Origin of the sequence: Streptomyces griseus, from assembly GCF_900460065.1 — a bacterium.
GTDB classification, from domain to species: Bacteria; Actinomycetota; Actinomycetes; order Streptomycetales; family Streptomycetaceae; genus Streptomyces; species Streptomyces griseus.
Genome location: NZ_UAVD01000007.1, coordinates 115,591 through 139,208 on the forward strand (window position 1 = coordinate 115,591; position 23,618 = coordinate 139,208).

Consider the following 23,618-nt stretch of genomic DNA (forward strand, 5'->3'; position numbering starts at 1 on the left):
GATCAGCCGATTCCGGGAAGGAGGGAGAGGAGCAGGTCGATGATCTTGATGCCGATGAACGGGGCGACGATGCCGCCGAGCCCGTAGACGCCCAGGTTGCGCCGGAGCATCCGGTCGGCGCTCGCGGGGCGGTAGCGGACGCCCCTGAGGGCGAGCGGCACCAGGGCCACGATGACCAGGGCGTTGAAGATGACGGCGGAGAGGATCGCGGACTCGGGCGAGGTGAGCCCCATGATGTTCAGCCTGTCCAGCGACGGGTACGCCACGGCGAACATGGCGGGGATGATCGCGAAGTACTTCGCGACGTCGTTGGCGATGGAGAAGGTCGTCAACGCCCCCCGGGTGATGAGGAGTTGTTTGCCGATCTCGACGATCTCGATGAGTTTGGTGGGGTTGGAGTCGAGGTCCACCATGTTCCCGGCCTCCTTGGCGGCCGAGGTTCCGGTGTTCATCGCGACGCCGACGTCGGCCTGGGCCAGGGCGGGCGCGTCGTTGGTGCCGTCGCCGGTCATCGCGACGAGCTTGCCGCCGGCCTGTTCCCGCTTGATGAGGGCCATCTTGTCCTCGGGCGTCGCCTCGGCCAGGAAGTCGTCGACCCCGGCCTCCTCGGCGATCGCCTTCGCGGTCAGCGGGTTGTCGCCCGTGATCATGACCGTACGGATGCCCATCCGGCGCAGTTCGGCGAACCGCTCCCGCATGCCCTCCTTCACCACGTCCTTGAGGTGGACGACGCCGAGCACCCGTGCCCCGTCCGCGTCCTCCACGGCCACCAGCAGCGGTGTGCCGCCGGCCTGGGCGATCCGGTCCGTGAGTTCCTGTGCGTCCTCGGAGACGCTCCCGCCCCGCTCCCTCACCCACGCCACGACGGAGCCGGTGGCGCCCTTGCGGACCTTCCGCCCGTCCAGGTCGACGCCGGACATCCGGGTCTGCGCGGTGAACTCCACCCAGGCGGCGCCCGTCAGCTCCCCCTGGGTCCGCTCCCGCAGCCCGTACGTCTCCTTGGCGAGGACGACGATCGACCGGCCCTCCGGGGTCTCGTCGGCGAGCGAGGAGAGCTGCGCGGCGTCCGCGAGCACGCTCTCGGTGACGCCTTCGACCGCGAGGAACTCGGCCGCCTGCCGGTTGCCCAGGGTGATGGTTCCGGTCTTGTCGAGGAGCAGGGTCGACACGTCGCCCGCGGCCTCGACCGCACGCCCCGACATGGCCAGGACGTTGCGCTGCACCAGGCGGTCCATGCCCGCGATGCCGATCGCGGACAGCAGGGCCCCGATCGTGGTGGGGATCAGGCACACCAGCAGCGCGGCGAGCACGATCAGCGAGGTCTGGTCGTCCGCACCCGCGTAGATCGCGAAGGGCTTGAGGGTGACGACGGCCAGCAGGAAGACGACGGTCAGGGACGCCAGCAGGATGTTCAGGGCGATCTCGTTGGGCGTCTTCTGCCGCGAGGCGCCCTCCACGAGATTGATCATGCGGTCGATGAAGGTCTCGCCGGGCTTCGTCGTGATCCTGATGACGACGCGGTCGGACAGCACCTTCGTACCGCCGGTGACGGCCGAGCGGTCGCCACCGGACTCCCGGATGACCGGGGCGGACTCGCCGGTGATCGCGGACTCGTCGACGGAGGCGACGCCCTCGACCACGTCCCCGTCACCGGGGATGGTGTCGCCGGCCTCGCAGACCACCAGGTCCCCGATCCGCAGGTCCGTCCCCGCGACCCGCTCCTCGTCGGGGCCGATGACGCGGCGGGCGATGGTGCCGGTCTTGGCCTTGCGCAGGGTGTCGGCCTGGGCCTTGCCCCGGCCTTCGGCGACGGCCTCGGCGAGGTTGGCGAAGACGGTGGTCAGCCAGAGCCAGGCGGTGATCGCCCAACCGAACCAGTCGGTCGGGTCGGTGAGCGCCAGCACGGTGGTGACCACCGAGCCGACGAGCACGACGAACATCACCGGCGACCTGACCATCACGCGCGGATCGAGCTTGCGCAGCGCGTCCGGGAGGGACTTCAGCAGCTGCTGGGGGTCGAACAGCCCGCTGCCGACCCGGTTGGCGGTCCCGTGGCCGTCCGCCGGCGGTAGGTCTCCGTGCGGCGTGCGTGTGGGGGTGGGGGTGGCGGTGCTCATGAGGCGAGCCCTTCGGCGAGCGGACCCAGCGCCAGGGCCGGGAAGTAGGTGAGTCCGGTGATGATGAGGATCGTGCCGACGAGCAGCCCCGAGTAGAGCGGCTTGTCGGTGCGCAGCGTGCCCGCCGTCTCCGGCACCGGCTGCTGCTCGGCGAGCGAGCCGGCGAGGGCCAGGACGAACACCATCGGGAGGAACCGGCCGAGCAGCATGGCGATGCCGATGGTCGTGTTGAACCACTGGGTGTCGGCGTTGAGCCCGGCGAAGGCGGAGCCGTTGTTGTTGGCGCCGGAGGTGTAGGCGTACAGGATCTCGGAGAAGCCGTGCGCGCCGGAGTTGGTCATCGAGTCGGCAGGGGTCGGCAGGGCCATGGCGACCGCGGTGAAGCCGAGCACGAGCGCCGGGGTGATGAGGATGTAGCAGGCGGCGAACTTGATCTGCCGGGTGCCGATCTTCTTGCCGAGGTACTCCGGGGTGCGTCCGACCATCAGCCCGGCGATGAACACCGCGATGATCGCCATGATCAGCATGCCGTAGAGGCCGGAGCCGACACCGCCGGGGGCGATCTCGCCGAGCTGCATGCCGAGCAGGGTGATGCCGCCGCCGAAGCCGGTGTACGAGGAGTGGAACGAGTTCACCGCGCCGGTCGAGGTCAGCGTCGTGGCGACGGCGAAGATCGACGAGCCGGCGATCCCGAAGCGGGCCTCCTTGCCCTCCATGGCCCCGCCGGCGATCTCGAACGCGGGCCCGCGGTGGGCGAACTCGGTCCACATCATCAGGGCGGTGAAGCCGATCCAGATGACGGCCATCGCGCCGAGGATCGCGTACCCCTGCTTCAGCGATCCGGCCATCCGGCCGAAGGTCCGCGTCAGGGCGAACGGGATCAGCAGGATGAGGAAGACCTCGAAGAGGTTGGAGAGCGGGTTGGGGTTCTCGAAGGGGTGGGCGGAGTTGGCGTTGAAGTAGCCGCCGCCGTTGGTGCCCAGCTCCTTGATCGCCTCCTGGGAGGCGACCGCGCCGCCGTTCCACTCCTGCGTACCGCCCGCGAACTGTCCGACCTGGTGGATGCCGGAGAAGTTCTGGATCGCCCCGGCGGCGACGAGGACGATCGCGCCGATCACCGAGATGGGGACCAGGATGCGGACGGTGCCGCGCACCAGGTCGGCCCAGAAGTTGCCGAGTTCCCCGGTGCGGGAGCGGGCGAAGCCCCGGACGAGTGCCACCGCCACGGCCATGCCGACGGCGGCGGACAGGAAGTTCTGCACCGCGAGGCCGCCGGTCTGCACGACGTGGCCCATGGCCTGTTCGCCGTAGTAGGACTGCCAGTTGGTGTTGGCGACGAAGGACGCGGCGGTGTTGAACGCCTGGTCCGGGTCGATGGAGGAGAATCCGAGCGAGCCGGGCAGCGAGCCCTGCACCCGCTGCATCAGATACAGGAAGAGAACGCTCATCGCCGAAAAGGCGAGCACTCCGCGCAGATAGGCGGGCCAGCGCATCTCGGCGGCGGGATTGGCGCCGATCGCCTTGTACATCCACTTCTCCGGCCGATAGTGCTTCTCGGAGGAGTAGACCCTGGCCATGTAATCGCCCAGCGGACGGTAGGCGAGGGCGAGGGCGGCGATCAGGGCTGTGAGCTGGAGCAGACCAGCGACCTGGGAAGACATTTCCGTACTCAGAACCTCTCCGGGTAAAGGAGAGCGAGAATGAGATATCCGAGCAGGGACACGGCCACGACGAGGCCGACGACGTTTTCGACGGTCACAGCTTGGTCACCCCCCGGGCTATGAGAGCCACCAGCGCGAACACCGCGATCGTGGTGGCGACGAAGGCCAGGTCGGCCATCGCGAACTCCTGATTGACGTGAGGAAGGGAATCGGCCGTTCGGCCGATACGAGCAAACCCCGGCTTCGTCGGGGCGATAAGCCGCCTTGACGGGGTCCATACGAATACCGGGAAAGCCTTGACGCCGATCTGACGCGGCCGGTCGGCGCGCGGCCGGGCAGGCGGGCGCGCGGCCGGGCCCCGTGCTCCGGGGGCCGGCCGCGCGCCGGACTGGGGCGGCCCTCAGGCGCCGACGTCGCGGCGCCGCAGGTCCTCCTGTGTCTCGCGCCGGATCAGCAGACGCGCCGTGCCGTCGTGCACCGCGACGACCGGCGGGCGGCCGACGAGGTTGTAGGAGGAGGCCATGGAGACCTGGTAGGCGCCCGCCACCGGCACCGCGAGCAGGTCGCCGGAGCGGATGTCACCGGGCAGGAGGACATCGTTCGCGAGGACGTCGCCGGCCTCGCAGTGCCGGCCCACCACCGTGGCGGCGACCGGCCCGGCCGTGGTGGAGCGGCCGATCAGGCGCGGCGCGTAGCGGGCCCCGTACAGGGCGGGCCGGGGGTTGTCGCTCATGCCCCCGTCGACGGCCACGAACAGGTTCGGCCCGGTGTGCTTGACGGCGAGGACGCGGTAGAGCGCCACCCCGGCCGGGGCCACGATCGCCCGCCCGGGTTCGATGACCGTCCTCGGCACGGGCAGGCCGGCCGCCGCGCAGCTGGTGGCGAGTTCCGCGCCGAGGCGGCGCGCGAGGGCCGTCAGGTCGAGGGCGGGGTCCCCCGGCCGGTGGGCGACCCCGTGCCCGCCGCCCAGGTCGAGCTCGGGGAAGGTGACGCCGTGGTTGTCCTTGATCCGGGCCATGAGTCCGACCAGGCGCCGCACGGCCACCGCGTACGGCTTGGCGTCGGTGATCTGGGAGCCTATGTGGCAGTGCAGGCCGGTCAGTTCGAGCTGCGGCTGCCCCAGCACCCGGGCGATGGCGTGCTGGGCTGACCCGTCGGTGAGGGACAGGCCGAACTTCTGCCCGTCGGTACCGGTACGGATCTTCTCGTGGCCGCCCGCCGACACCCCGGGCACCACCCGCACCATCACCTTCTGCCGCCCCCCGGGGCCGGTCAGCGCGGCGATCCGGGCGATCTCCGACGGGCTGTCGACGACGATCCGCCCGACCCCGAGCCGGAGCGCCGTCTCGATGTCGTGCGGTGTCTTCGCGTTGCCGTGCAGCACCATCCGCTCCGGCGGGAAGCCGGCGGCGTGGGCGAGTTCGAGCTCCCCGACGGAGCAGACGTCCAGCCCGAGGCCCTCCTCGTCGATCCACCGCGCCATCGCCCGGGAGAGGAACGCCTTGGCGGCGTAGAGCACCCGGGCGTCGGGGAAGGCGGCCCGGTAGGTCCGGCAGCGTGAGCGCACCTCGTCCTCGTCCAGGACGTACACGGGCGTGCCGAAGCGGCCGGCGAGCCCGGCCAGCGCGACTCCGCCGACGCTCAGGTCGCCGTGCGGGAGCCGGGCGGTGGAGGCGGGGAAGACGGACAGATCGTCGAGTTCCGCCGGGGGTTCCGTGAGCAGGGGAGCGGGCATGGCGGCGTCTCCTCGGGAGGCGTGGGACGGGGCGCGGGTCACCGGGCGCGGGCGGGTTCTTGGGCCGCGCGCACCGGCACGGCGGTGACGGCCGGGGCCGAGAGGACCGGGTCGACGACGAGCCGGTCGACACCGAGGGGCTCCGTGAGGGCGCGCAGGGCGGGCTCGGCGAGCCTGATCGCGCTCTGGCCGGCGCCGAGGGCCGCGGTCAGCAGGTCGAGGCCGGTGAAGCCGACGGCGGTGCGCTCGCCCAGCGGAGTGCGGAACATCCGCAGCGCGGGTCCCGCGGCTTCCGGGCGGACGGGCACGTACAGGAGCACGGCCCGGGCCCGTTCATCGGGGTCGGGGTCGTCGTCGTACGAGAAGAGGCACATGAGGTTTCCTCCGGGTGGAGCCACGATCGGCCGTCGTCCGGCCGCACGACGTCGAAGCTATGCCCGCCCCGGCGCGGGAAGTCCTCCCGCCTGACGCGATGTTGACGGGCATCGCCGGGTTCATACGCATCACTGACGCGCAACTCCCCCGGGCCGCCCTTCAATGGAATTCCGGAACGGAACGGGACGAGGCTGGGAGGCCGGACGGTGCGGCAGAGAATCGTGGTCGGCGTGAGCGGCTCCCCGGGGAGCCTGGCAGCCCTGCACCGGGCCACCGCCGAGGCGCGGGAACGCGACGCGGATCTCTGCGCCGTGCTGGCCTGGCAACTGCCCGGCGGGGGGCTGGGCGGCCGTGCCACCTACGGCACCGCCGCGCTCCGCGAGTACCGGGAGGCCGCTGTCGAGCACCTGCGCACGCTTCTCGACGGCGCGTTCGCCGTCAGGGGGCCGGGCGTCGCGCTGTCGGGGTTCGCGGTACGGGGCGAGCCCGGCGCGGTGCTCGTCGAGGCGGCCGAGTCGGCCGACGGCCTCCTGGTCGTCGGGGCGGGCACGCGCGGCAGATGGCTGCGCGCCCTGCGCCCGTCGGTGGCGCGCTACTGCCTGGAGCACGCGGCCTGCCCCGTGCTCGCGGTCCCCCCGAACCCGCTCGAAGCCGAACTGGCCGCCGTGCTGGGCGACGACTGGCCCCTGCCGCTCGGGCCGTGAGAACGGAACACGGGGGCGGCACGGAACGCCGGGGCCGTGGGAACGGAACGAACGGGCGGCACGGAACGCCGAGGCCGTGAGAACGGAACGAACGGGCGGCACGGAACACCGGGGCCGTGAGAACGGAACGAACGGGCGGCACGGAACACCGGGGCCGTGAGAACGGAACGAACGGGCGGCACGGAACACCGGGGCCCGAAGCGCAACGCCCCTGGCGTACGCGACACCGGGCCGTGAGGACGCAGCGCCCCGGGCCGGACCCCCCGGCCGCGGGCAGCGCCCCGCCCTGGAGGCGTTCGGGCCGCAGCGTGTCCGGTCCGCGGCGCCTCCGGTCCGCGGCGCGACCGCTCCACGGGGCGCGGGTCGTCAGCCCCGGCCGCGGGCCCGTCGTGACATCACGGCGCGCAGCACCCGGCGGCCCTCCGTGGACAGGTCCAGCGCCTTGCGGAGTCCGGCGCCGCTGCCCGCCGTGCCGGTGGTCTCCGCCAGGATCTCCAGAATGCGGACCTGCCGTTCCAGCTCCCCGGCGACCAGCGGCCCCAGGGCGGCCGGTTCACCGCCGCGGGCCGCCTTGAGCAGTTGCTCCTCGTCCGGAGGCGTCTCCCCGTCCGGGGCGTCGAGCCGCCCGTGGATCCGCAGGGCGACCAGCGAGCAGGCGTCCGCCCACTCCCGCAGCGGTACGGCGTCGAAGTCGGAAGGAGCGGCGCCGAGCATGCTCCGCACGAGCGCGGCCGGGCCGTCGGTGACGGGCTCGTGCTCCATTCCCGTCCTCGCCGCCGCCAGCCGAATGGCCCAATCCTGTCCGTTCTCGCAGCTCGCCCAGAGCGGGCGCAGCGGCTCCGCCCCGGGCTCCGCGAGCAGCGGCAGGCACCGGTCCAGGCAGGCCAGCGCCCCGGCGGCCAGTGCACGCTCGTCGGCTCGTTCGATCAGTTCCAGCAGACTCATCGACGTCTCCCTCGGTCTACCGGATACTGCGCCGAATGGCTGAATATCGTCACTAGGTCCTGTCGTCGAACTGCCGTCGTCGCCCGAAGGGCGGGGCAGGCGGCAGTTCGACGACAGGACCCAGGGGGGCGGTGGGCTCCGGAGCCCACCGCCCCATCCGTCAGCGGTGAGCGCCGGAGAGCGCCGGGGCCGGGGCCGGGCCGTGCGCGGCCCGTTCCCCCTGCATCCGGGTCACCGTGCGTACGAAGAGGACGGCGAGCACCGCGGCCACGAGGTCCAGCGCGTCGGCGGCCGCGACGAGGGCCGCCGCGTCGGCGATCTGCTGCGGCTCCCGGGCCCGGTTCCACTGGCCCACGGCGATCCGGGAGGCGAGGAGGGAGACGACCCAGCCGCCCCACCACAGGTTCAGCACCGTCTTCGGAACCGTGCGCCATCCGCCGTCGGGGTGGGGCCGGACGCTCGCCTCCCAGATGCCGGCCGCGACGCGGTAGGGGAACCAGAGGTTGGCGACCGGGACGAACCAGCCGCCCACCGCCCAGCCCGGGCCCATCCGCTGCACGCCGGCCTCGAAGATCTCGGCGTTCCGGCGGGTCCGGTGGAACCAGACGATGAAGAGGACGGCGGTGGCCAGGAACGCCGCCGTCTGGACCGTCCCCGCGAGGTCGTGCAGCTCCTGGGCGCGCAGGCCCGGCCCGGCGTAGATGTTGAGGGTCTCGTCCGCCGCCACCTCCTCCCACAGGCTGCGCAGGTGCAGGCCGGCGCCGATGACGAACAGGTCGCTCGCGACGACGCAGCCCAGCAGGGCGGTCACCGCCCACGACAGGCCGACCGGCGAACGCGGCCGGGTACCGGCGCCCCGGCCTGCGGGCACGGGCCCGGGGAGAGGGGCGCCGGCGGGGGCCGGGATCGTCGCACCACCGGGCGGCGGGGGCCGGGTGCCCGAGCAGAAGGTGCACAGTCTGCCGTCGGTCACGGCCGTTCTGGTACGGCAACGGGTACAGAGCACGGACACGGAGAAGTCCCCCCAAGGACGGGTCGGCGGTGTGCGACCTCACGTCCTCCCCCGGAGCGCGCGGTCGGCGGACCGTAGCTCGTGATCAGTGGCGCTGTCCACGAGCTGCGGTCCGCCGTCGGGGAACGCCCCCCGGCCTCAGCCCGCGCTGCCGGTCCGCTCCGCCAGTTCCTGGAACTGTGCCCAGCTCAGCGCCGGTTTCCGGGGATCCCACAGCTTCTGCGAGGTCGCCACCAGCGGCATCCTGATGCCGTCCGCCACCTGCTGGGTGGTCTGCGCGTTCGGCAGGTCGCCCCAGACGGCGAACCGGCCGCCGAGGATCTGCCGCGAGTAGCGCTCCGCCACGGGTTCGGTGCCGCGCAGGACCAGCGGGGTCCACTGCTCGTAGATGCGCTCGCCGGTCGGGTAGACGAACTCGTTGGGCTCGCCGAGCACGTAGTAGAGGAACTCGTCGTTGAGGTTCAGCATCTTGTAGCCCGCGGCGAGGTACTCCTGCGGCGGGCGGGCGCCGATCTCCTTGCCGGTCCAGTACTCGATCTCGATGTTCTCGTCGGCCTTGACCTCGGTGTCGCGGAACAGTCCGTCGTTCCAGGCCTTGGCCGTCCGGCCCTTCGGGACGACGACGTCCGCGCGGTCGTTCAGCCAGCCGGTGGCCAGGTCCTCGATCGAGGCCCCGGCCCCGTACTTCTTCTCCGCCGCGCGCTGGAGCTGCGGATAGGAGGCGGCCGGGTTCCGGACGGTCAGCGCCTGGTACTCGTCCGCGCCCAGGTGCCAGAAGCGCCCGGGGAACAGCTCGGTGTACTCGTCGAGGAGTTCGTCGATCAGCTTGGCCGCGCCCGGCTTCGAGATGTCGATGGAGCCCTTCGACTCCACGCCCGCGGTGTTGCGCAGCTGGAGGTCCGGGTGGGCGGCCAGCACCGCGCCGAGGTGTCCGGGCGAGTCGATCTCGGGGACGACCTCGATGTGCCGGCTGTTGGCGAGGGCGACGATGCGGCGGACCTCGTCCTGGGTGAGGGCCTCGTCGGAGACCACCTCGGGGTGCGACTTCGACTCGATCCGGAAGGCCTGGTCGTCGGAGAAGTGCAGGCCGAGCTGGTTGAGCTTGAGGTCGCCCATCTCGCGTATGCGGTCCTCTATCCACTCCGCGCTGTAGTGCTTGCGGGCGATGTCGAGGTTGAGTCCGCGCTGCGGCCGGTCCGGCCGGTCGTTGACGACGCCCTCGGGGAGCGTGCCGTCCGCCTTGAGGGACTGCTTGAGCGTACGGGTGCCGTAGAAGACGCCCGATTCGTCGGGTCCGGTGATCCTCGCCTTCCGGTCGCGCACGGTGAGCGTGTACGACTCGGCGGGGCCCGCGTCCTTGTCGCCGAGCGCCAGCTCGACGTCTCCCGCCTTCGCCGGTTCCGCGCCCCGGTAGCGGATCTTCAGCTCCTTGGCGAGCAGCTCCGCCTCGTCGGCGAGCACCTGGCTGCCCCTGGCGATGACGACGGTGCTGTCCTTGCCCGGCTGCCAGCCGGGCCCCCGGGCCGGGGTGTGCTCGCGCACCGCGGGGATCGTGCTCGGTGTGCTGGACATCGGGTAGCTGCGGGAGGGCGACGGGGCGACGGCCTCGGCCGAGGTGCCGGAGGGCGACGCGGTTTCGCCGGACGGTCCGCTGCCGGACCCCTCCGGCCAGACGACGACGGTGAGGGCGACGGCGGCCGCGGCCGTGACAGCCGCGCCGGTGACGAGGGCACCACGCGTGGGCGACATCGGGCAGATTCCTCCGTTGAGGGGGCAAGAACGGGTGAAACGAGTGAAGAGACGACAAAACCAGTGAAGAGGGTGCAAGGTTGGCATTTTTGGCGGAGGCTCGCCCATCGGGAGCCCCGGTGGATCGAACAGAACCCCGGTCGACGCAGGTCAGGCGTCCATCACACGTTTCGAAACTCTCCCGTTCGGGTGATTCTTCCGCGGTCCACCGGACGGCCGCCGACCGATCTCGCTAGCGTTGCGACACATTCGTCTCTCCCTTCACTCCCGCCCCGCGGGAACTCACTCCCGCGCCGGGCAACCTCGATACGTCCTGGTCTGTCTTCCCAGGGCAGAGGGTTCCTTTCGGGGCCACGGAGTCATAGCCGTCGTTGATACGAGGAGTCCACGCTGTCCAGGTCCAGCGAGTCCCCCGCCGGCCTGCCGAAGCGATCCGCGCCCCCGGCCGGCCGTCCCGCCGTGCCCACGCAGCCGCGCCTCCCGGTCCCCGCCGACGCCCCCGGAGACCCCGGGAGCCACGGAGACCCGGGAGGCCCGGGAGGCCCGGGAGCGCCGCCCACCGTCGCACCGCCGACCGATCACGCCGTCGGTCTGGCCCATTTCAACAACCTGCCCTTCGCCGCAGCCGAGGCGGCCTTCCTGGAGTGCTGCGGCAGTCTCCGCTGGGCCCACCGGATGGCCGCCCACCGCCCCTACCCGGATCTCGGCGCTCTACTGGCCGCGTCCGACGAGGCGGGCTACGACCTCGCGCCCCGGGACATCGCGGAGGCCCTGGCCGCGGAGCCGGCCACCTGCCTGCACGACGACGCACCCCGCGCCGCCCACCTGGCCCTGCGGGCCGCGCACGCGGCGTACGAGAGCCGGTTCGGCCACGCCTTCGTGATCTGCCTGGACGCCCACCTGCCCTCCCAGCACGTGGACCAGGTGCTGGCCGGGATCCGGGTCCGGCTGGCGCACGACACGGACGAGGAGCGGGCCGTGACCGCCGAGGAGCTCCGGCGACTCGCCCGGAGCCGGATCGTCGAACTGCTGGCCGCGGACCCCCGGCCGAACGGGACGCTCTAGCCCGTACGTGCCTGTTTGATTGCCACTTTGATCACACGAGAGGCCCCGGCGCGAACGAACCGACAATGCGTCGCTACGATGGCCAGGGCCGGTGGACCGTACCCGGCCGGGTCAGACCGACAGTCAAGCCGGCCGACCCCAATCCCCGCTCCCGGAGGGTTCTTCCGTGCCGGCTGGAACGCTGTACCGCGGCCGGGAAGGCATGTGGTCGTGGGTGGCTCATCGAGTCACCGGTGTCCTCATTTTCTTCTTCCTGTTCGTACATGTCCTGGACACCGCTCTCGTCCGCGTCTCCCCCGAGGCCTACGACGAAGTCGTGGCCACGTACAAGACGCCGATCGTCGCGCTCCTCGAATACGGCCTGGTGGCCGCGATTCTCTTCCACGCGCTGAACGGTCTGAGGATCATCGCCGTGGACTTCTGGGCCAAGGGCCCGCGCTTCCAGAAGCAGATGCTCTGGACCGTGCTGGGCATCTGGATCGTGCTGATGGTCGGGGCCCTGTACCCCGTCCTCGGTCACGCCGTACGCGACGTCTTCGGGAGCTGAGGCCCATGTCCAGCGAGACTTCTTCCGCAGCCGCGATCGGCGATGTCGAGGGCGTGAGCCTGTACGACGTCGACCACCCGGCCCCGGTGATCGAGCCCCCGCGCAAGCGGACGGCCAAGACGCCCAAGGCCTCGCGCGGCAACTTCGAGATGTACGCCTGGCTCTTCATGCGCCTGTCGGGCATCCTCCTGACCGTCCTCGTCATCGGCCACCTGCTGATCCAGCTGGTGCTCGACGGCGGCGTCTCCAAGATCGGCTTCGCCTTCGTGGCGGGCCGCTGGGCCTCGCCGTTCTGGCAGGTCTGGGACCTGACGATGCTGTGGCTCGCCATGCTCCACGGCGGCAACGGCCTGCGCACGGTCATCAACGACTACGCCGAACGGGACAACACCCGCTTCTGGCTGAAGATGCTCCTGTACACCGCCACGGTGTTCACCGTCCTGCTGGGCACGCTGGTGATCTTCACCTTCGACCCGAACATCCGCTAGGCGCCGGGACAGAGGGACCAGAGGAAAACCATGCAGATCCACAAGTACGACACCGTCATCGTCGGCGCCGGCGGCGCCGGCATGCGCGCGGCCATCGAGTCGACCAAGCGCAGCCGCACCGCCGTGCTCACGAAGCTCTACCCCACCCGCTCCCACACGGGCGCCGCGCAGGGCGGTATGGCCGCCGCGCTCGCCAACGTGGAGGAGGACAACTGGGAGTGGCACACCTTCGACACGATCAAGGGCGGCGACTACCTGGTCGACCAGGACGCCGCCGAGATCCTGGCGAAGGAGGCCATCGACGCCGTCCTCGACCTGGAGAAGATGGGCCTGCCGTTCGGCCGCACGCCCGAGGGCAAGATCGACCAGCGCCGCTTCGGCGGTCACACCCGCAGCCACGGTGAGGCCCCGGTCCGCCGCGCCTGCTACTCGGGCGACCGCACCGGCCACATGATCCTCCAGACGCTGTACCAGAACTGCGTCAAGGAGGGCGTGGAGTTCTTCAACGAGTTCTACGTCCTGGACCAGCTGATCACCGAGGTCGACGGGGTCAAGAAGTCCGCCGGCGTCGTCGCGTACGAGCTGGCGACCGGCGAGATCCACGTCTTCCAGGCGAAGTCGGTCGTCTACGCCTCCGGCGGCACCGGCAAGTTCTTCAAGGTGACGTCGAACGCCCACACCCTGACCGGTGACGGCCAGGCCGCCTGCTACCGGCGCGGTCTGCCGCTGGAGGACATGGAGTTCTTCCAGTTCCACCCGACGGGCATCTGGCGCATGGGCATCCTGCTGACGGAGGGCGCCCGCGGTGAGGGCGGCATCCTCCGCAACAAGGACGGCGAGCGCTTCATGGAGAAGTACGCGCCGGTCATGAAGGACCTCGCGTCCCGTGACGTCGTCTCGCGCTCCATCTACACGGAGATCCGCGAGGGCCGCGGCTGCGGTCCGGCCGGTGACCACGTGTACCTGGACCTGACGCACCTGCCGCCGGAGCAGCTGGACGCCAAGCTCCCGGACATCACGGAGTTCGCGCGTACGTACCTCGGCATCGAGCCCTACACGGACCCGATCCCGATCCAGCCGACCGCGCACTACGCCATGGGCGGCATCCCGACCAACGTCGAGGGCGAGGTGCTGGCCGACAACACCACCGTCGTCCCGGGCCTGTACGCCGCCGGCGAGGTCGCCTGCGTCTCGGTGCACGGCGCCAACCGCCTGGGCACCAACTCGCTGCTCGACATCAACGTCTTCGGGCGGCGTTCGGGCATCGCCGCGGCCGAGTACTCCGTGAAGAACGACTTCGTCGAGCTTCCCGAGAACCCGGCCCAGCTGGTCCAGGACCAGGTCGAGCGGCTGCGCAACTCGACGGGCACCGAGCGGGTCGCCGACCTGCGCACGGAGCTCCAGGAGTGCATGGACGCCAACGTGATGGTGTTCCGCACCGAGCAGACCATCAAGACGGCGGTCGCCAAGATCGCCGAGCTGCGCGAGCGCTACCGAGACGTGTCGATCCAGGACAAGGGCAAGCGGTTCAACACCGACCTGCTGGAGGCCATCGAGCTGGGCAACCTGCTCGACCTGGCCGAGGTCATGGCGGTCTCCGCGCTCGCCCGCAAGGAGTCCCGCGGCGGTCACTACCGCGAGGACTACCCCAACCGCGACGACGTCAACTTCATGCGCCACACCATGGCGTACCGCGAGGTGGCCGCCGACGGCGCCGAGTCGATCCGGCTCGACTACAAGCCGGTCGTGACGACCCGCTACCAGCCGATGGAGCGTAAGTACTGATGGCTACCCCGACCCTGGACAAGACCGACAACGCCGAGGCCGGCTTCGCCGACTCGCCGTTCATCACGGCCACGTTCCGGATCCGCCGCTTCAACCCCGAGGTGTCGGACGAGGTCCAGTGGCAGGACTTCCAGATCGAGATCGACCCGAAGGAGCGTGTCCTCGACGCCCTTCACAAGATCAAGTGGGAGATCGACGGAACCCTGACGTTCCGCCGTTCCTGCGCCCACGGGATCTGCGGCTCCGACGCGATGCGGATCAACGGCAAGAACAGGCTCGCCTGCAAGACGCTGATCAAGGACATCAACCCGGACAAGCCGATCACGGTGGAGGCCATCAAGGGCCTCACGGTCCTCAAGGACCTCGTGGTCGACATGGACCCGTTCTTCCAGGCGTACCACGACGTCATGCCCTTCCTCATCACCAAGGGGAACGAGCCGACCCGCGAGCGCCTGCAGTCCCCCGAGGACCGCGAGCGGTTCGACGACACCACCAAGTGCATCCTGTGCGCCGCGTGCACGTCCTCGTGCCCGGTGTTCTGGAACGACGGCCAGTACTTCGGCCCGGCGGCGATCGTCAACGCGCACCGCTTCATCTTCGACTCGCGCGACGAGGCCGGCGAGCAGCGCCTGGAGATCCTCAACGACCGCGACGGCGTGTGGCGTTGCCGCACCACGTTCAACTGCACGGACGCCTGCCCGCGTGGCATCGAGGTCACCAAGGCGATCCAGGAGGTGAAGCGCGCGCTCATCACGCGTCGCTTCTGACCCGCCCGTAGCGCCGGTTACGCCGACAGGCCCCGTCCCCGCAGCCTCACCGCTGCCGGGGGCGGGGCCTGTTGCTGCGCCGGGGCCGCACGGGCGGTACGGTTCAGCGGAGCTGAAGACCGACAGAGAACGGGGATCGTCGTGAGCGAGCCGAATCCGTACGCGGACGACGCGTACAAGTGGGGCCCGCCCCAGCAGCCGGGCCACCAGCCGACGGTGGCCGACGGGCAGGGGTACGGATTCCCCGCGCCGGGCGCCCCGCCGGCGTACGGCTATCCGCAGCCGCTGCCGGAGTCCGCGGCGCAGCCAGGTCCCGGTTACGGATACCCGCAGCACGCCCAGCCGACGATGCCCGGCCAGTTCTTCCCGGTGCCCCAGGGAGCGCCCGGCCAGGGCGGTGTCCCGATGCTGACGATCGGCGACATCACGGTGATGAGCGACACGATCGTCACCCCGTCCGGAGTGATGCCGCTCAAGGGCGCGGTCTGGACGGCCACGGACATGTCGCGCACGGAGGAGAAGATCCCGACGCACGCGGTCGTGCTGGCGATCGTCTTCGCGCTGTTCTGCCTGATCGGCCTGCTGTTCCTGCTGATGAAGGAGAAGCGGACCACCGGCTTCGTCCAGGTCACGGTGACCAGTGGCGGCCGGCACCACTCGACGATGATCCCGGCCATGGGTCCGCACACCTTCCCCGCGGTCATGGGCCAGCTCAACCAGGCCCGTTCCCTGAGCGCCTGAGCCCCCGGGCTGACCCGGCCCCTTCGGGCCACACCCCTGCAGACCCCTTCTTGAACATGTTCAAGAAGGGGTCTACAGTCATGCCCGCAAGCACTTTTGAACGCGTTCAAGGGAGGGTGGGGCATGGACCTCACTGTGGTCGCGTACGTCATCTACCTGCTGATCAGCGTGGCGCTCACCGTGTGGGTCGCGCGCACGCTCAGCCGCCACGGGCGGATCTTCCTCGCCGACGTGCTGCGCGGCAACGAGAAGCTCGCCGACGCCGTCAACCATCTGCTGGTGGTCGGCTTCTACCTGGTCAACCTGGGGTTCGTCACCCTCTACCTGAGATACGCCGACGGAGTGGCCGACGCCCGTGAGCTGTTCGAGGCGCTCTCGGTCAAGGTGGGCGTGGTGCTGCTGGTGCTCGGCGTCATGCACCTGGGCAATGTGTGGGTGCTCAGCCGCATCCGCCGCCGCAGCGCCCTGGAGCGCGAGCAGACCCCGCCCGTGCCGCCCGGGGCCTGGACGCCTCCCGGGCCCCAGGGACCGTGGGCCGCGCCCGCACCCGCGCCGGGGCGGTGAGTCCGGTGACCGCGACCGCCCCCGTGCGCCGGCTCACCGTGCTCTACGACGCGCGGTGCCCGCTCTGCGTGCACCTGCGGCACTGGCTCCAGCGCCAGCGGCAGCTCGTACCGCTGGATCTCGTACCGGCCGGGTCGGCCGAGGCGCGGCGGCGGTTCCCGGAGCTGGACCACGCGGCGACGCTCACCGAGATCACCGCGGTCGGCGACCTGGGGCAGGTCTACCGGGAGACCTCCGCCTGGATCGTCTGCCTGTGGGCGCTGGCCGAGTACCGCTCCAGGGCCCACTGGCTGACCACCCCCGCGGGGCGTCCCTTCGCCCGGGGCACCGTACTGGCCGCCGCCCGCTACCGCTCCCGGGTCATCCCGCCCTGCGCACCCGGGGCCGTCGAATGCGCGGCCCCGCCCGGTGGCGCGTGGGGCCCCCGATAACCTTGGGCCCGTGGTGAAGGAAGAGAAGAACGTGCAGGAGAAGAGGCCGGCGAAGGCCGCCAAGAGCGAGCAGACCCGCACGCTGATTCTCGAAACGGCGCTCCGGCTCTTCGCGGAGCGCGGCTACGACCGGACGACCATGCGGGCCATCGCCCAGGAGGCGGGCGTCTCGGTCGGGAACGCCTACTACTACTTCTCCTCGAAGGAGCACCTGGTCCAGGGCTTCTACGACCGGATCGCCGGGGAACACGCGGCGGCGGTCCTGCCCGTGCTGGAGGGCGACGGAGATCTGACCCGGCGCATCAGGGGCGTCCTGCTCGGCTGGCTGGACGTGGCGGAGCCGTACCACCGCTTCGCCGCCCAGTTCTTCAAGAACGCCGCCGATCCGGACAGCCCGCTCTCCCCGTTCTCCGAGGACTCGGCGGCCGCCCGCGACGCGGCGATCTCCATCCACGAGCGCTGCATCGCCGGGGCGGACGTCAAGAGCGATCCGGAGCTGGCGCCGCTGCTGCCGCAGTTGATGTGGCTGATGCAGATGGGGCTGGTGCTGTTCTGGGTGTACGACCGCAGCGAGGGCGCCGAGCGCAGCCGCCGGCTGGTCGAGCGCACCGCGCCGATCGCCGCCCGGGCGATCTCGCTCTCCCGGTTCCGGGTGCTGCGACCGCTGGTGCGCCAGATCCACGGCCTGCTGGTGGAGTTCCTGCCGGGCACGGAGACGGCCGGGGCGAAGCCCCGGCCGGCCGATCCGTCCGACTGATCCGTCCGGATCAGATCCAGCTCAGTTCCCACAGGCGCCAGGTGCCGGTGCCGTCGGAGAGGTACTGGGAGCCGGCGACATCGGACTTGGCGACGACGTAGTCCTTCTTCTGCCAGAGCGGCAGCAGGGGGACGTCCTCGCCGACCAGCGACTGCATGTCCTTGAAGTCGTTCGAGGTCCGGCTGCGGTCGCTGAACTGCTGCGTGGCGGCGATCAGCTGGTCCATCTTCTTGCTGGAGTAACCGCTGTGCAGGACGTTCCCGGTGCCGACGAGCGGCTGGCTGAAGGTGTCGGGGTCCGGGAAGTCGGGGAACCAGCCGACGGTGTACATGTCGTACTTACCGGCCGCGTAGCCCTTCTGGTACTTCGTCCACTCCACGGCCTCGACCGAGACGTCGAACAGCCCGTCCTTCTCCATCTGACGGCGCAGCTCGGCGGTCTCCTTGGTGTACATGTCGCCCTCGCGGTAGGCGAACTTGACGGGGACCGGCGTCTCCACCCCGGCCTGCTCCAGCAGTTGCGCCGCGCGCTTGGGGTCGGAGGAGGGGTAGGTGTCGAAGAAGGGGGTGCTGTGCCCGATGTAGCCGGTGGGGATCAGCGAGTACAGCGGGTCGACCGTGCCCTGGTAGACCTTCCGGACCAGCGGGCCCCGGTCGAGGAGCGTGGCGACGGCCTGGCGGACCTTCTTGTCCGCGAACGGCGAGTCGTCGCGGACGTTGAAGATGATGTTGCGGATCTCGGCGCTGGCCGCCTCGGTGACCCGCACGTCCGGGTCGTTCACGTTCAGCTCGGCGAGCGTCTCGGACGGGAGCTGGCGGTGGGCGATGTCCACGTCGCCGCTGTCCCAGGACGTCTGGAGGTCCTCGGAGGTCTTGAAGTAGCGGATCGTGACCGCTTCACCGGTCTTCTTGAGCGCGCCCTTGTACTTCAGGTTGGGCACCAGTTCGGCGCTGTTCCCCGACTCGTACGACTTCAGGACGTACGGGCCGGAGCCGTCGACCTGGTTCCCCTGGCGGAGCTTGTCCTTCGGGTACTTGGTCGGGTCGACGATCGCGGCGGCACCGGTGGCGATCTTCTGCGGGAAGGTCGCGTCCTTGCCGGACAGGTTGAAGGTGATCGTGCGGCCCTCGGTCGAGACCGAGTCGAGCGTGGGGAAGAGACCCGCGGGACCGACGTCCGACTTGATCGTGAAGATCCGGTCGAAGGAGTGCTTGACGTCCTCGGCAGTGATCTTGCGACCGTTGGAGAAGGTCAGGTCGTCGCGGAGCTTGCACTGGTACGTCTGGAGCTTCTGTCCGACGAATCCGCAGCTCTCGGCGGCGTCCGGCTCCGGCGTGACCGCACCCGGCTTGAAGGTCATCAGGGACTGGTAGATGTTGCTGTAGATCGCCCAGGAACCCGCGTCGTACGCGCCGGCCGGGTCGAGGCTGGTGACGACGTCCGACGTCCCGACCGTGATCGCGTCGGTCTTCGCCTCCCCCGACGGGAGCAGTTGCCAGGCACCGACGCCCGCTATCACCAATACCGCGAGAATCGCGAGAATCCGCACCCGGACCGACCGCATTGCCGTGCTCTCCCTTACCAGCCCCACCTCGGCGGTCGCGTTTGTGACGCGCACATCGCCGCATGTTCGCGCTTACCCAATCACACGATTTTCACATCTGGAAGAGTAAATGGGGCACTCACAGCCTTTTATTGGACACGCCCCCGAACCTCTGTCCGAAAAGGCTGTTTCGCGCTTCCTACCTGCGGGTTTCCGTAGCTGACGGTGACTCTTCGGTGTGGATTTCATGACGACGGAAGCGAGGCTTCCGGGCCGTCGCACCCGCAACGCGGCTACGCCTGACGGGAGGCCAGCTCCACGACGGTGATGTCGGAGGGGGCGCCCACCCGGACCGGCGGGCCCCAGGCGCCCGCTCCGCGCGAGACGAACAGCTGGGTGTCGCCGTAGCGTTCGAGTCCGTCGACGGTGGGGTTGGCCAGCCCGGCGAGGAGGTTGCCCGGCCAGAGCTGTCCGCCGTGGGTGTGGCCGGAGAGCTGGAGGTCGACGCCGTGCTCGACGGCGTCGTGGATGACGACGGGCTGGTGGGCGAGGAGGACGGCGGCCCTGCCGCGGTCCCGGTCGCCCAGCGCCCGGCCGAAGTCGGGCCCCTGCCCCTCGGTCTCGCCCGCGATGTCGTTGACGCCCGCGAGGTCGAAGCCCCCGATCTCGACCCGGGCGTTCTCCAGCGGGATCAGGCCCAGTTCGCGGACGTGGTCGACCCACTGCTCGGCGCCGGAGAAGTACTCGTGGTTGCCGGTGACGAAGTAGCTGCCGTGCCGGGCGCGCAGGGCGGCCAGCGGTTCGGCGGCGGAGCCCAGGTCCGCGACGGACCCGTCGACGAGGTCGCCGACGACGGCGACCAGGTCGGGCGAGGTCGCGTTGATGGTGTCGACGATCCTGCGGGTGTGGGCGCGGCCGAGGATCGGCCCGATGTGGATGTCGCTGACCACGGCGATCCGGAAGCCGTGGGCGGAGCGGGGCAGTTTGGCCAGCGGGACGGTGACCCGCCGGACGCTGGGCCCGCGCAGCACGCCGTACGTGCCGTACCCGACGGTGGCGAGTCCGGCGGCGGCCGCCGCGCCGCCGACGACCCGGGAGACGAAGAGGCGGCGGGAGGGTCCGGGGGCCTGGGCCTGGGCGTCCGTGGCGGGGGCCGGAGCTTCGGCGACCGCGGCCGGGACAGGGGCTTCGGCGGAGGTGGCCGGAGCGGTGGCGGTGGGTTCCGTTTCCGGTTCCGTCACCGGGTCCGCGGCCGTACGCGTCACGGCCTCCGAGCGGGTGGGGGCACCGGCCGAACCGGACGGAACCAGTTCCCCGGCAAGCGGACGGGGTTCGCCCGGGAGGCCGGCGGGTGCTCCGGAGGCCGTTCCGCTTTCCGCCGTGCCCGGCCTTCCGTCGCGCCGGGCGAGGCCCCGCAGAAGGAGGGGGCGTACGACCTCGCCCACGAGCAGCGCCAGCGTCAGGTAGAGCAGGCAGGCCAGCCAGAGGAAGCCCGGCCAGGCCAGCACCTGCTGGAGCCAGAAGGGGGCTCCCACCCGGCCGGACGTCATGGCCCCGACGCTCAGCAGGGGCAGCACGAAGGCCGCGACCGTGCCCGCCCGGCGCAGCGCGCTGCCCGGGGCCGTCGTGTCACCGACGAAGCGACGCCACAGGTACCGGTGCACGGCGCCGAGCAGCGCCAGCACCACGAGCCCCACCAGAGCGAAGACCACTGCTGCCATCCGAGCTTCCCCACGTTCCCGTCGTCATGCGCGCGTGTCGCGCAAAGCCCGGACTCCGCGCAACCCGATCACGCCGACCGCCGTCCCCAGAGAAAAGGACGTGATGGCGAGCAGCAGGTGCACCCAGAAGTACCCGGTCGGTTCGCCCGCGTCGTCGAAGGCGAGCCCGCTGCCGTCCTGCCACAGGTTCTTGACGAAAGTGATCCAGATGAACCAGCTCCACACCCCGAACGCGAGCAGGAACCAGGACACGCGGCGGCTGAGCTTCATGGGTCCAGTATCGCCGCCGCCTCCCCGCCCCCTTCCCCGGGGTGGCGTCCGAACAGGGCCGTCCCGGCGTTCCCTGCGGCGGGTCAGCCGGTCCGGGTCCGCATCCACACCTTCGCCCTGTACGTTTCCGACCGTGCCTGCTCTGAAAAAGATCGCCCTCACGGTCGCCTCCGCCGCCTTGTTGTCCGGTTTCGTCCTGAGTCCCGCCGCGGCGGCCGACAAGGACAAGAGCGACGACAAACAGCCCAAGCCGCCCAGCACGATGTCCAGCCTCGGCGGGGAGCAGCTCGGCAAGGCCGGCACCCAGGTCAATCTGGGCCCGGGGGCGCCGGTGCTGCCCAAGGAGCTGACCGGCCGGTCCTGGATCGTCGCGGACGCGGAGAACGGGGACGTCCTGGCGGCGCACAACGCGCACTGGCGGCTGCCGCCCGCCTCCACCCTGAAGATGCTCTTCGCGGACACCGTCCTGCCCGCCCTCCAGCCCACCACCCTGACCCACAAGGTGACGGAGGGCGAACTGTCCGGGGTCGGTGAGGGGAGCAGCCTGGTCGGGATCAAGGAGGACCACACCTACACGGTGCACGACCTGTGGCTCGGGGTGTTCCTGCGGTCGGGCAACGACGCGGTGCACGTGCTGTCGGAGATGTACGGCGGCGTCCCGCAGACGGTGTCGGCGATGCAGAAGCACGCCGAGGAGCTCCAGGCCCTGGACACCCGGGTGGTCTCGCCGGACGGGTACGACGCGCCGGGCCAGGTCTCCAGCGCCTACGACCTGACCCTGATCGCCCGCAGCGGACTCCAGAAGAAGGACTTCCGGGAGTACGCGGCGACCGCGTCGGCGGACTTCCCCGGCGAGGAGAAGAAGGGGAAGAAGCGCGAATCCTTCGAGATCCAGAACACCAACCGGCTGATCACCGGCGACATCGGTGTGGACCCGTACCAGGGCATCGCGGGCGTCAAGAACGGCTACACCACCCACGCGGGCAACACGTTCACCGGCGTCGCCGAGCGCAACGGCAAGGTCCTGCTGGTCACGGTCATGAACCCGTCGGCGGAGGAGAGCCACGCCGTCTACAAGGAGGCCGCCCACCTGCTCGACTGGGGCTTCGCGGCGAGCGGCAAGGTGGCCCCGGTCGGCGAGCTGGTGCCGCCGAAGTCCGTGGACACCGGCGTCGGCGCCGCGACCGGCGGCAAGGGCGCGGCGCCCGCCGCCGGGGCCGACCAGGGCTCGGGCGGTCAGGCGGAGGCCTCGCACGCGTCGCCGGCCTCGGACGGATCCAGCGGGGTCGGGATCGCCCTGGCGATCATCGGCGGCCTGCTGGTGTTCCTGGCCGGCGGGGTGTTCCTCGTCAACCGTCGCTGGCCGCTGACCGGCCGGGCCCGCCGCACCGCGTCGGCGGCGGACCCGGTGGAACCCGCCGATCCGGCCGCACCGGCCGAACAGTCCGAGCCGGCCGAACAGTCCGAGCCGGCCGCCTCGGCGGCGTCCGCCGCACCGGGCGCTCCGGCTTCCCCGAGCACGCCGGGCGCGGCGACCGACAAGTCCTAGGTCCGTCGTCGGACTGCCGTCGTCGCCCGAAGGGCGGCCGACGACACGGTGCGGACACTCCCTAGACGCGGGTGGAGCCGCCGGGCTCCGGGGCGGCTCCACCCGGTCCCCGCCCGGCCTCCCCGGCCGTCCCGGCCTTCCCGGTGTCGTCCGCGCGGGCCGGGCCGGGGTCCTGTTCGGTGTCCGCGCGGACCTCCTCGTCCTTGCTCCCGGTCGCCGTCCAGGCGGCGCAGAACAGCAGCAGCTTCGCGGTGAAGTTGATCCACAGCAGCAGCGCGATCGGCACCCCGAACGCGCCGTACATGCTCTTGCCCGCGACCTCCCGCATGTAGCTGCCTAGCAGCAGCTTGAGCAGTTCGAAGCCGACCGCCCCGAGCAGGGCCGCGACCATCAGCCGCCGCCGGGGCGGCTCGACCCCGGGCAGCAGCGTCAGCAGGTAGAGCAGCAGCAGGAAGTCCGCGACCACCGCGACGGCCAGGGCGGCCACCCGCAGCAGAACGCCGCCGGCCCCGTTCTCGGGGATGCCGATCTGGTCGGCGGTCCAGCCGACCGCCGTCGAACCGACGGTGGAGACCGCCAGGGTCGCGAGCCCCGCGCCGCCGAGGCCGACCAGCAGCACGGCGTCCTTCACCTTGGCGACGACGGGGTTGGCCTCCTGGACCTCGTCCAGCTCCCAGACCGCGCGCAGGCACTCCCGCAGGGAGCCGACCCAGCCGACGCCGGTGAACAGCAGCAGCGCACCGGCCACCAGACCGACCGTGCCCGCGTTGGCGATCAGCCCGTCGACGCCCAACTGGTCGGAGATGCCGGGCACCTGGTCGGCGAGCTTGTCCTTGATCGTGTCGACCTGCTCGTCGCTCAGCAGCGCGGCGGCGACGGCGGCGCCGACCGCGATCAGCGGGAACAGGGCCAGGAAACTGATGAAGGTGATCGCCGCCGCGAGCCTGGCCCAGTGGACCCGTTCCAGCCGCTCGTAGGACCGCCACACATGCGTTTCCATCAGCCGGGCGACCAGGGGCCCGATCACCGGGAGTCTCTTCAGCCAGTCCATGACGTCACGCGTACCCTCCTGGGCCCGGAACATCGGCGGCC

23 protein-coding genes are annotated in these 23,618 nt (G+C 70.9%); 11 read left to right on the forward strand and 12 right to left on the reverse strand.

Going from position 1 to position 23,618, the window contains the following annotated elements:
- Positions 1-2: 2 nt before the first annotated feature.
- The 5 genes from kdpB to DTB53_RS04325 all read right to left on the reverse strand — a co-directional run bounded on the left by kdpB (position 3) and on the right by DTB53_RS04325 (position 5,887).
- A complete protein-coding gene (gene kdpB, locus DTB53_RS04305) occupies positions 3-2,117 on the reverse strand; it encodes a potassium-transporting ATPase subunit KdpB (RefSeq protein ID WP_012379376.1) in 2,115 nt (704 codons plus the stop codon).
- A complete protein-coding gene (gene kdpA / locus DTB53_RS04310) occupies positions 2,114-3,778 on the reverse strand; it encodes a potassium-transporting ATPase subunit KdpA (protein WP_012379377.1) in 1,665 nt (554 codons plus the stop codon). Before kdpA ends, kdpB begins: the two co-directional genes overlap by 4 nt.
- 8 nt (positions 3,779-3,786) lie before the next feature.
- A complete protein-coding gene (kdpF, locus tag DTB53_RS04315) occupies positions 3,787-3,876 on the reverse strand; it encodes a K(+)-transporting ATPase subunit F (RefSeq protein WP_018955984.1) in 90 nt (29 codons plus the stop codon).
- A gap of 302 nt (positions 3,877-4,178) precedes the next feature.
- On the reverse strand, positions 4,179-5,513 hold the full coding sequence (gene lysA / locus DTB53_RS04320) for a diaminopimelate decarboxylase (RefSeq protein WP_030702567.1): 1,335 nt from the start codon (positions 5,511-5,513) through the stop codon (positions 4,179-4,181).
- Between the two features lie 38 nt (positions 5,514-5,551).
- Complete coding sequence (locus DTB53_RS04325) at positions 5,552-5,887, reverse strand: SAV_915 family protein (protein WP_003966809.1); 336 nt, start codon at positions 5,885-5,887, stop codon at positions 5,552-5,554.
- 207 nt (positions 5,888-6,094) lie between these two features.
- On the opposite strand from DTB53_RS04325, the gene DTB53_RS04330 reads away from it, so the two are divergent.
- A complete protein-coding gene (locus tag DTB53_RS04330; RefSeq protein ID WP_012379379.1) occupies positions 6,095-6,592 on the forward strand; it encodes a universal stress protein in 498 nt (165 codons plus the stop codon).
- A gap of 366 nt (positions 6,593-6,958) precedes the next feature.
- Here the strand turns inward: DTB53_RS04330 and DTB53_RS04335 are convergent, their stop codons facing one another.
- The 3 genes from DTB53_RS04335 to DTB53_RS04345 form a co-directional block, all read right to left on the reverse strand.
- Positions 6,959-7,537, reverse strand: a complete 579-nt coding sequence (locus tag DTB53_RS04335; protein WP_003966811.1) for a hypothetical protein — start codon at positions 7,535-7,537, stop codon at positions 6,959-6,961.
- 160 nt (positions 7,538-7,697) lie between these two features.
- Complete coding sequence (locus DTB53_RS04340; RefSeq protein WP_236586419.1) at positions 7,698-8,510, reverse strand: DUF4328 domain-containing protein; 813 nt, start codon at positions 8,508-8,510, stop codon at positions 7,698-7,700.
- Positions 8,511-8,687: 177 nt separating this feature from the next.
- Positions 8,688-10,298: a beta-N-acetylhexosaminidase gene (locus DTB53_RS04345; protein ID WP_003966813.1), complete on the reverse strand. Its 1,611-nt coding sequence runs from the start codon at positions 10,296-10,298 to the stop codon at positions 8,688-8,690.
- Between the two features lie 459 nt (positions 10,299-10,757).
- On the opposite strand from DTB53_RS04345, the gene DTB53_RS04350 reads away from it, so the two are divergent.
- The 9 genes from DTB53_RS04350 to DTB53_RS04390 all read left to right on the forward strand — a co-directional run bounded on the left by DTB53_RS04350 (position 10,758) and on the right by DTB53_RS04390 (position 17,443).
- Entirely contained in the window at positions 10,758-11,363 is a 606-nt protein-coding gene (locus DTB53_RS04350) for a 2-oxo-4-hydroxy-4-carboxy-5-ureidoimidazoline decarboxylase (protein WP_012379381.1), read from the forward strand.
- Between the two features lie 166 nt (positions 11,364-11,529).
- Positions 11,530-11,910, forward strand: coding sequence for a succinate dehydrogenase, cytochrome b556 subunit (gene sdhC / locus DTB53_RS04355; RefSeq protein WP_003966815.1), 381 nt, complete (start codon positions 11,530-11,532; stop codon positions 11,908-11,910).
- 5 nt (positions 11,911-11,915) lie between these two features.
- Complete coding sequence (locus DTB53_RS04360; RefSeq protein ID WP_003966816.1) at positions 11,916-12,398, forward strand: succinate dehydrogenase hydrophobic membrane anchor subunit; 483 nt, start codon at positions 11,916-11,918, stop codon at positions 12,396-12,398.
- Between the two features lie 30 nt (positions 12,399-12,428).
- Positions 12,429-14,183, forward strand: coding sequence for a succinate dehydrogenase flavoprotein subunit (gene sdhA, locus DTB53_RS04365; protein WP_003966817.1), 1,755 nt, complete (start codon positions 12,429-12,431; stop codon positions 14,181-14,183).
- Positions 14,183-14,950 (forward strand): succinate dehydrogenase iron-sulfur subunit, encoded by a 768-nt coding sequence (locus DTB53_RS04370; protein ID WP_003966818.1) that lies wholly within the window; start codon positions 14,183-14,185, stop codon positions 14,948-14,950. The genes sdhA and DTB53_RS04370 overlap by 1 nt, the downstream gene beginning before the upstream one ends.
- Before the next feature lie 141 nt (positions 14,951-15,091).
- Positions 15,092-15,691: a hypothetical protein gene (locus DTB53_RS04375; RefSeq protein ID WP_012379382.1), complete on the forward strand. Its 600-nt coding sequence runs from the start codon at positions 15,092-15,094 to the stop codon at positions 15,689-15,691.
- 123 nt (positions 15,692-15,814) lie between these two features.
- On the forward strand, positions 15,815-16,255 hold the full coding sequence (locus DTB53_RS04380) for a hypothetical protein (protein WP_012379383.1): 441 nt from the start codon (positions 15,815-15,817) through the stop codon (positions 16,253-16,255).
- A complete protein-coding gene (locus tag DTB53_RS04385) occupies positions 16,252-16,686 on the forward strand; it encodes a thiol-disulfide oxidoreductase DCC family protein (protein ID WP_012379384.1) in 435 nt (144 codons plus the stop codon). The genes DTB53_RS04380 and DTB53_RS04385 overlap by 4 nt, the downstream gene beginning before the upstream one ends.
- A gap of 10 nt (positions 16,687-16,696) precedes the next feature.
- Positions 16,697-17,443, forward strand: coding sequence for a TetR/AcrR family transcriptional regulator (locus DTB53_RS04390; protein ID WP_012379385.1), 747 nt, complete (start codon positions 16,697-16,699; stop codon positions 17,441-17,443).
- A gap of 10 nt (positions 17,444-17,453) precedes the next feature.
- Here the strand turns inward: DTB53_RS04390 and DTB53_RS04395 are convergent, their stop codons facing one another.
- From DTB53_RS04395 to DTB53_RS04405, 3 genes are all read right to left on the reverse strand, one after another.
- Positions 17,454-19,007: an ABC transporter substrate-binding protein gene (locus DTB53_RS04395; protein WP_003966823.1), complete on the reverse strand. Its 1,554-nt coding sequence runs from the start codon at positions 19,005-19,007 to the stop codon at positions 17,454-17,456.
- Between the two features lie 272 nt (positions 19,008-19,279).
- Positions 19,280-20,698, reverse strand: a complete 1,419-nt coding sequence (locus DTB53_RS04400) for a metallophosphoesterase (protein WP_042496327.1) — start codon at positions 20,696-20,698, stop codon at positions 19,280-19,282.
- A gap of 33 nt (positions 20,699-20,731) precedes the next feature.
- Entirely contained in the window at positions 20,732-20,977 is a 246-nt protein-coding gene (locus tag DTB53_RS04405) for an SCO4848 family membrane protein (RefSeq protein WP_003966825.1), read from the reverse strand.
- 133 nt (positions 20,978-21,110) lie between these two features.
- Here DTB53_RS04405 and DTB53_RS04410 point away from each other — a divergent pair, with 133 nt between their 5' ends.
- Positions 21,111-22,526, forward strand: coding sequence for a D-alanyl-D-alanine carboxypeptidase family protein (locus tag DTB53_RS04410; protein ID WP_042496330.1), 1,416 nt, complete (start codon positions 21,111-21,113; stop codon positions 22,524-22,526).
- 61 nt (positions 22,527-22,587) lie between these two features.
- Here DTB53_RS04410 and DTB53_RS04415 read toward each other — a convergent pair whose 3' ends face one another.
- A complete protein-coding gene (locus DTB53_RS04415) occupies positions 22,588-23,577 on the reverse strand; it encodes a YihY/virulence factor BrkB family protein (protein WP_042498371.1) in 990 nt (329 codons plus the stop codon).
- Between the last annotated feature and the right edge of the window lie 41 nt (positions 23,578-23,618).

Coding starts and splice junctions, on each gene's coding strand:
- DTB53_RS04415 (WP_042498371.1), bottom strand. CDS start 23,577: ATGGACTGGCTGAAGAGACTCCCGGTGATCGGGCCCCTGGTCGCCCGG.
- kdpA (WP_012379377.1), bottom strand. CDS start 3,778: ATGTCTTCCCAGGTCGCTGGTCTGCTCCAGCTCACAGCCCTGATCGCC.
- kdpB (WP_012379376.1), bottom strand. CDS start 2,117: ATGAGCACCGCCACCCCCACCCCCACACGCACGCCGCACGGAGACCTA.
- sdhA (WP_003966817.1), top strand. CDS start 12,429: ATGCAGATCCACAAGTACGACACCGTCATCGTCGGCGCCGGCGGCGCC.
- DTB53_RS04405 (WP_003966825.1), bottom strand. CDS start 20,977: ATGAAGCTCAGCCGCCGCGTGTCCTGGTTCCTGCTCGCGTTCGGGGTG.
- DTB53_RS04345 (WP_003966813.1), bottom strand. CDS start 10,298: ATGTCGCCCACGCGTGGTGCCCTCGTCACCGGCGCGGCTGTCACGGCC.
- DTB53_RS04395 (WP_003966823.1), bottom strand. CDS start 19,007: ATGCGGTCGGTCCGGGTGCGGATTCTCGCGATTCTCGCGGTATTGGTG.
- DTB53_RS04325 (WP_003966809.1), bottom strand. CDS start 5,887: ATGTGCCTCTTCTCGTACGACGACGACCCCGACCCCGATGAACGGGCC.
- DTB53_RS04335 (WP_003966811.1), bottom strand. CDS start 7,537: ATGAGTCTGCTGGAACTGATCGAACGAGCCGACGAGCGTGCACTGGCC.
- DTB53_RS04380 (WP_012379383.1), top strand. CDS start 15,815: ATGGACCTCACTGTGGTCGCGTACGTCATCTACCTGCTGATCAGCGTG.
- DTB53_RS04360 (WP_003966816.1), top strand. CDS start 11,916: ATGTCCAGCGAGACTTCTTCCGCAGCCGCGATCGGCGATGTCGAGGGC.
- lysA (WP_030702567.1), bottom strand. CDS start 5,513: ATGCCCGCTCCCCTGCTCACGGAACCCCCGGCGGAACTCGACGATCTG.
- DTB53_RS04370 (WP_003966818.1), top strand. CDS start 14,183: ATGGCTACCCCGACCCTGGACAAGACCGACAACGCCGAGGCCGGCTTC.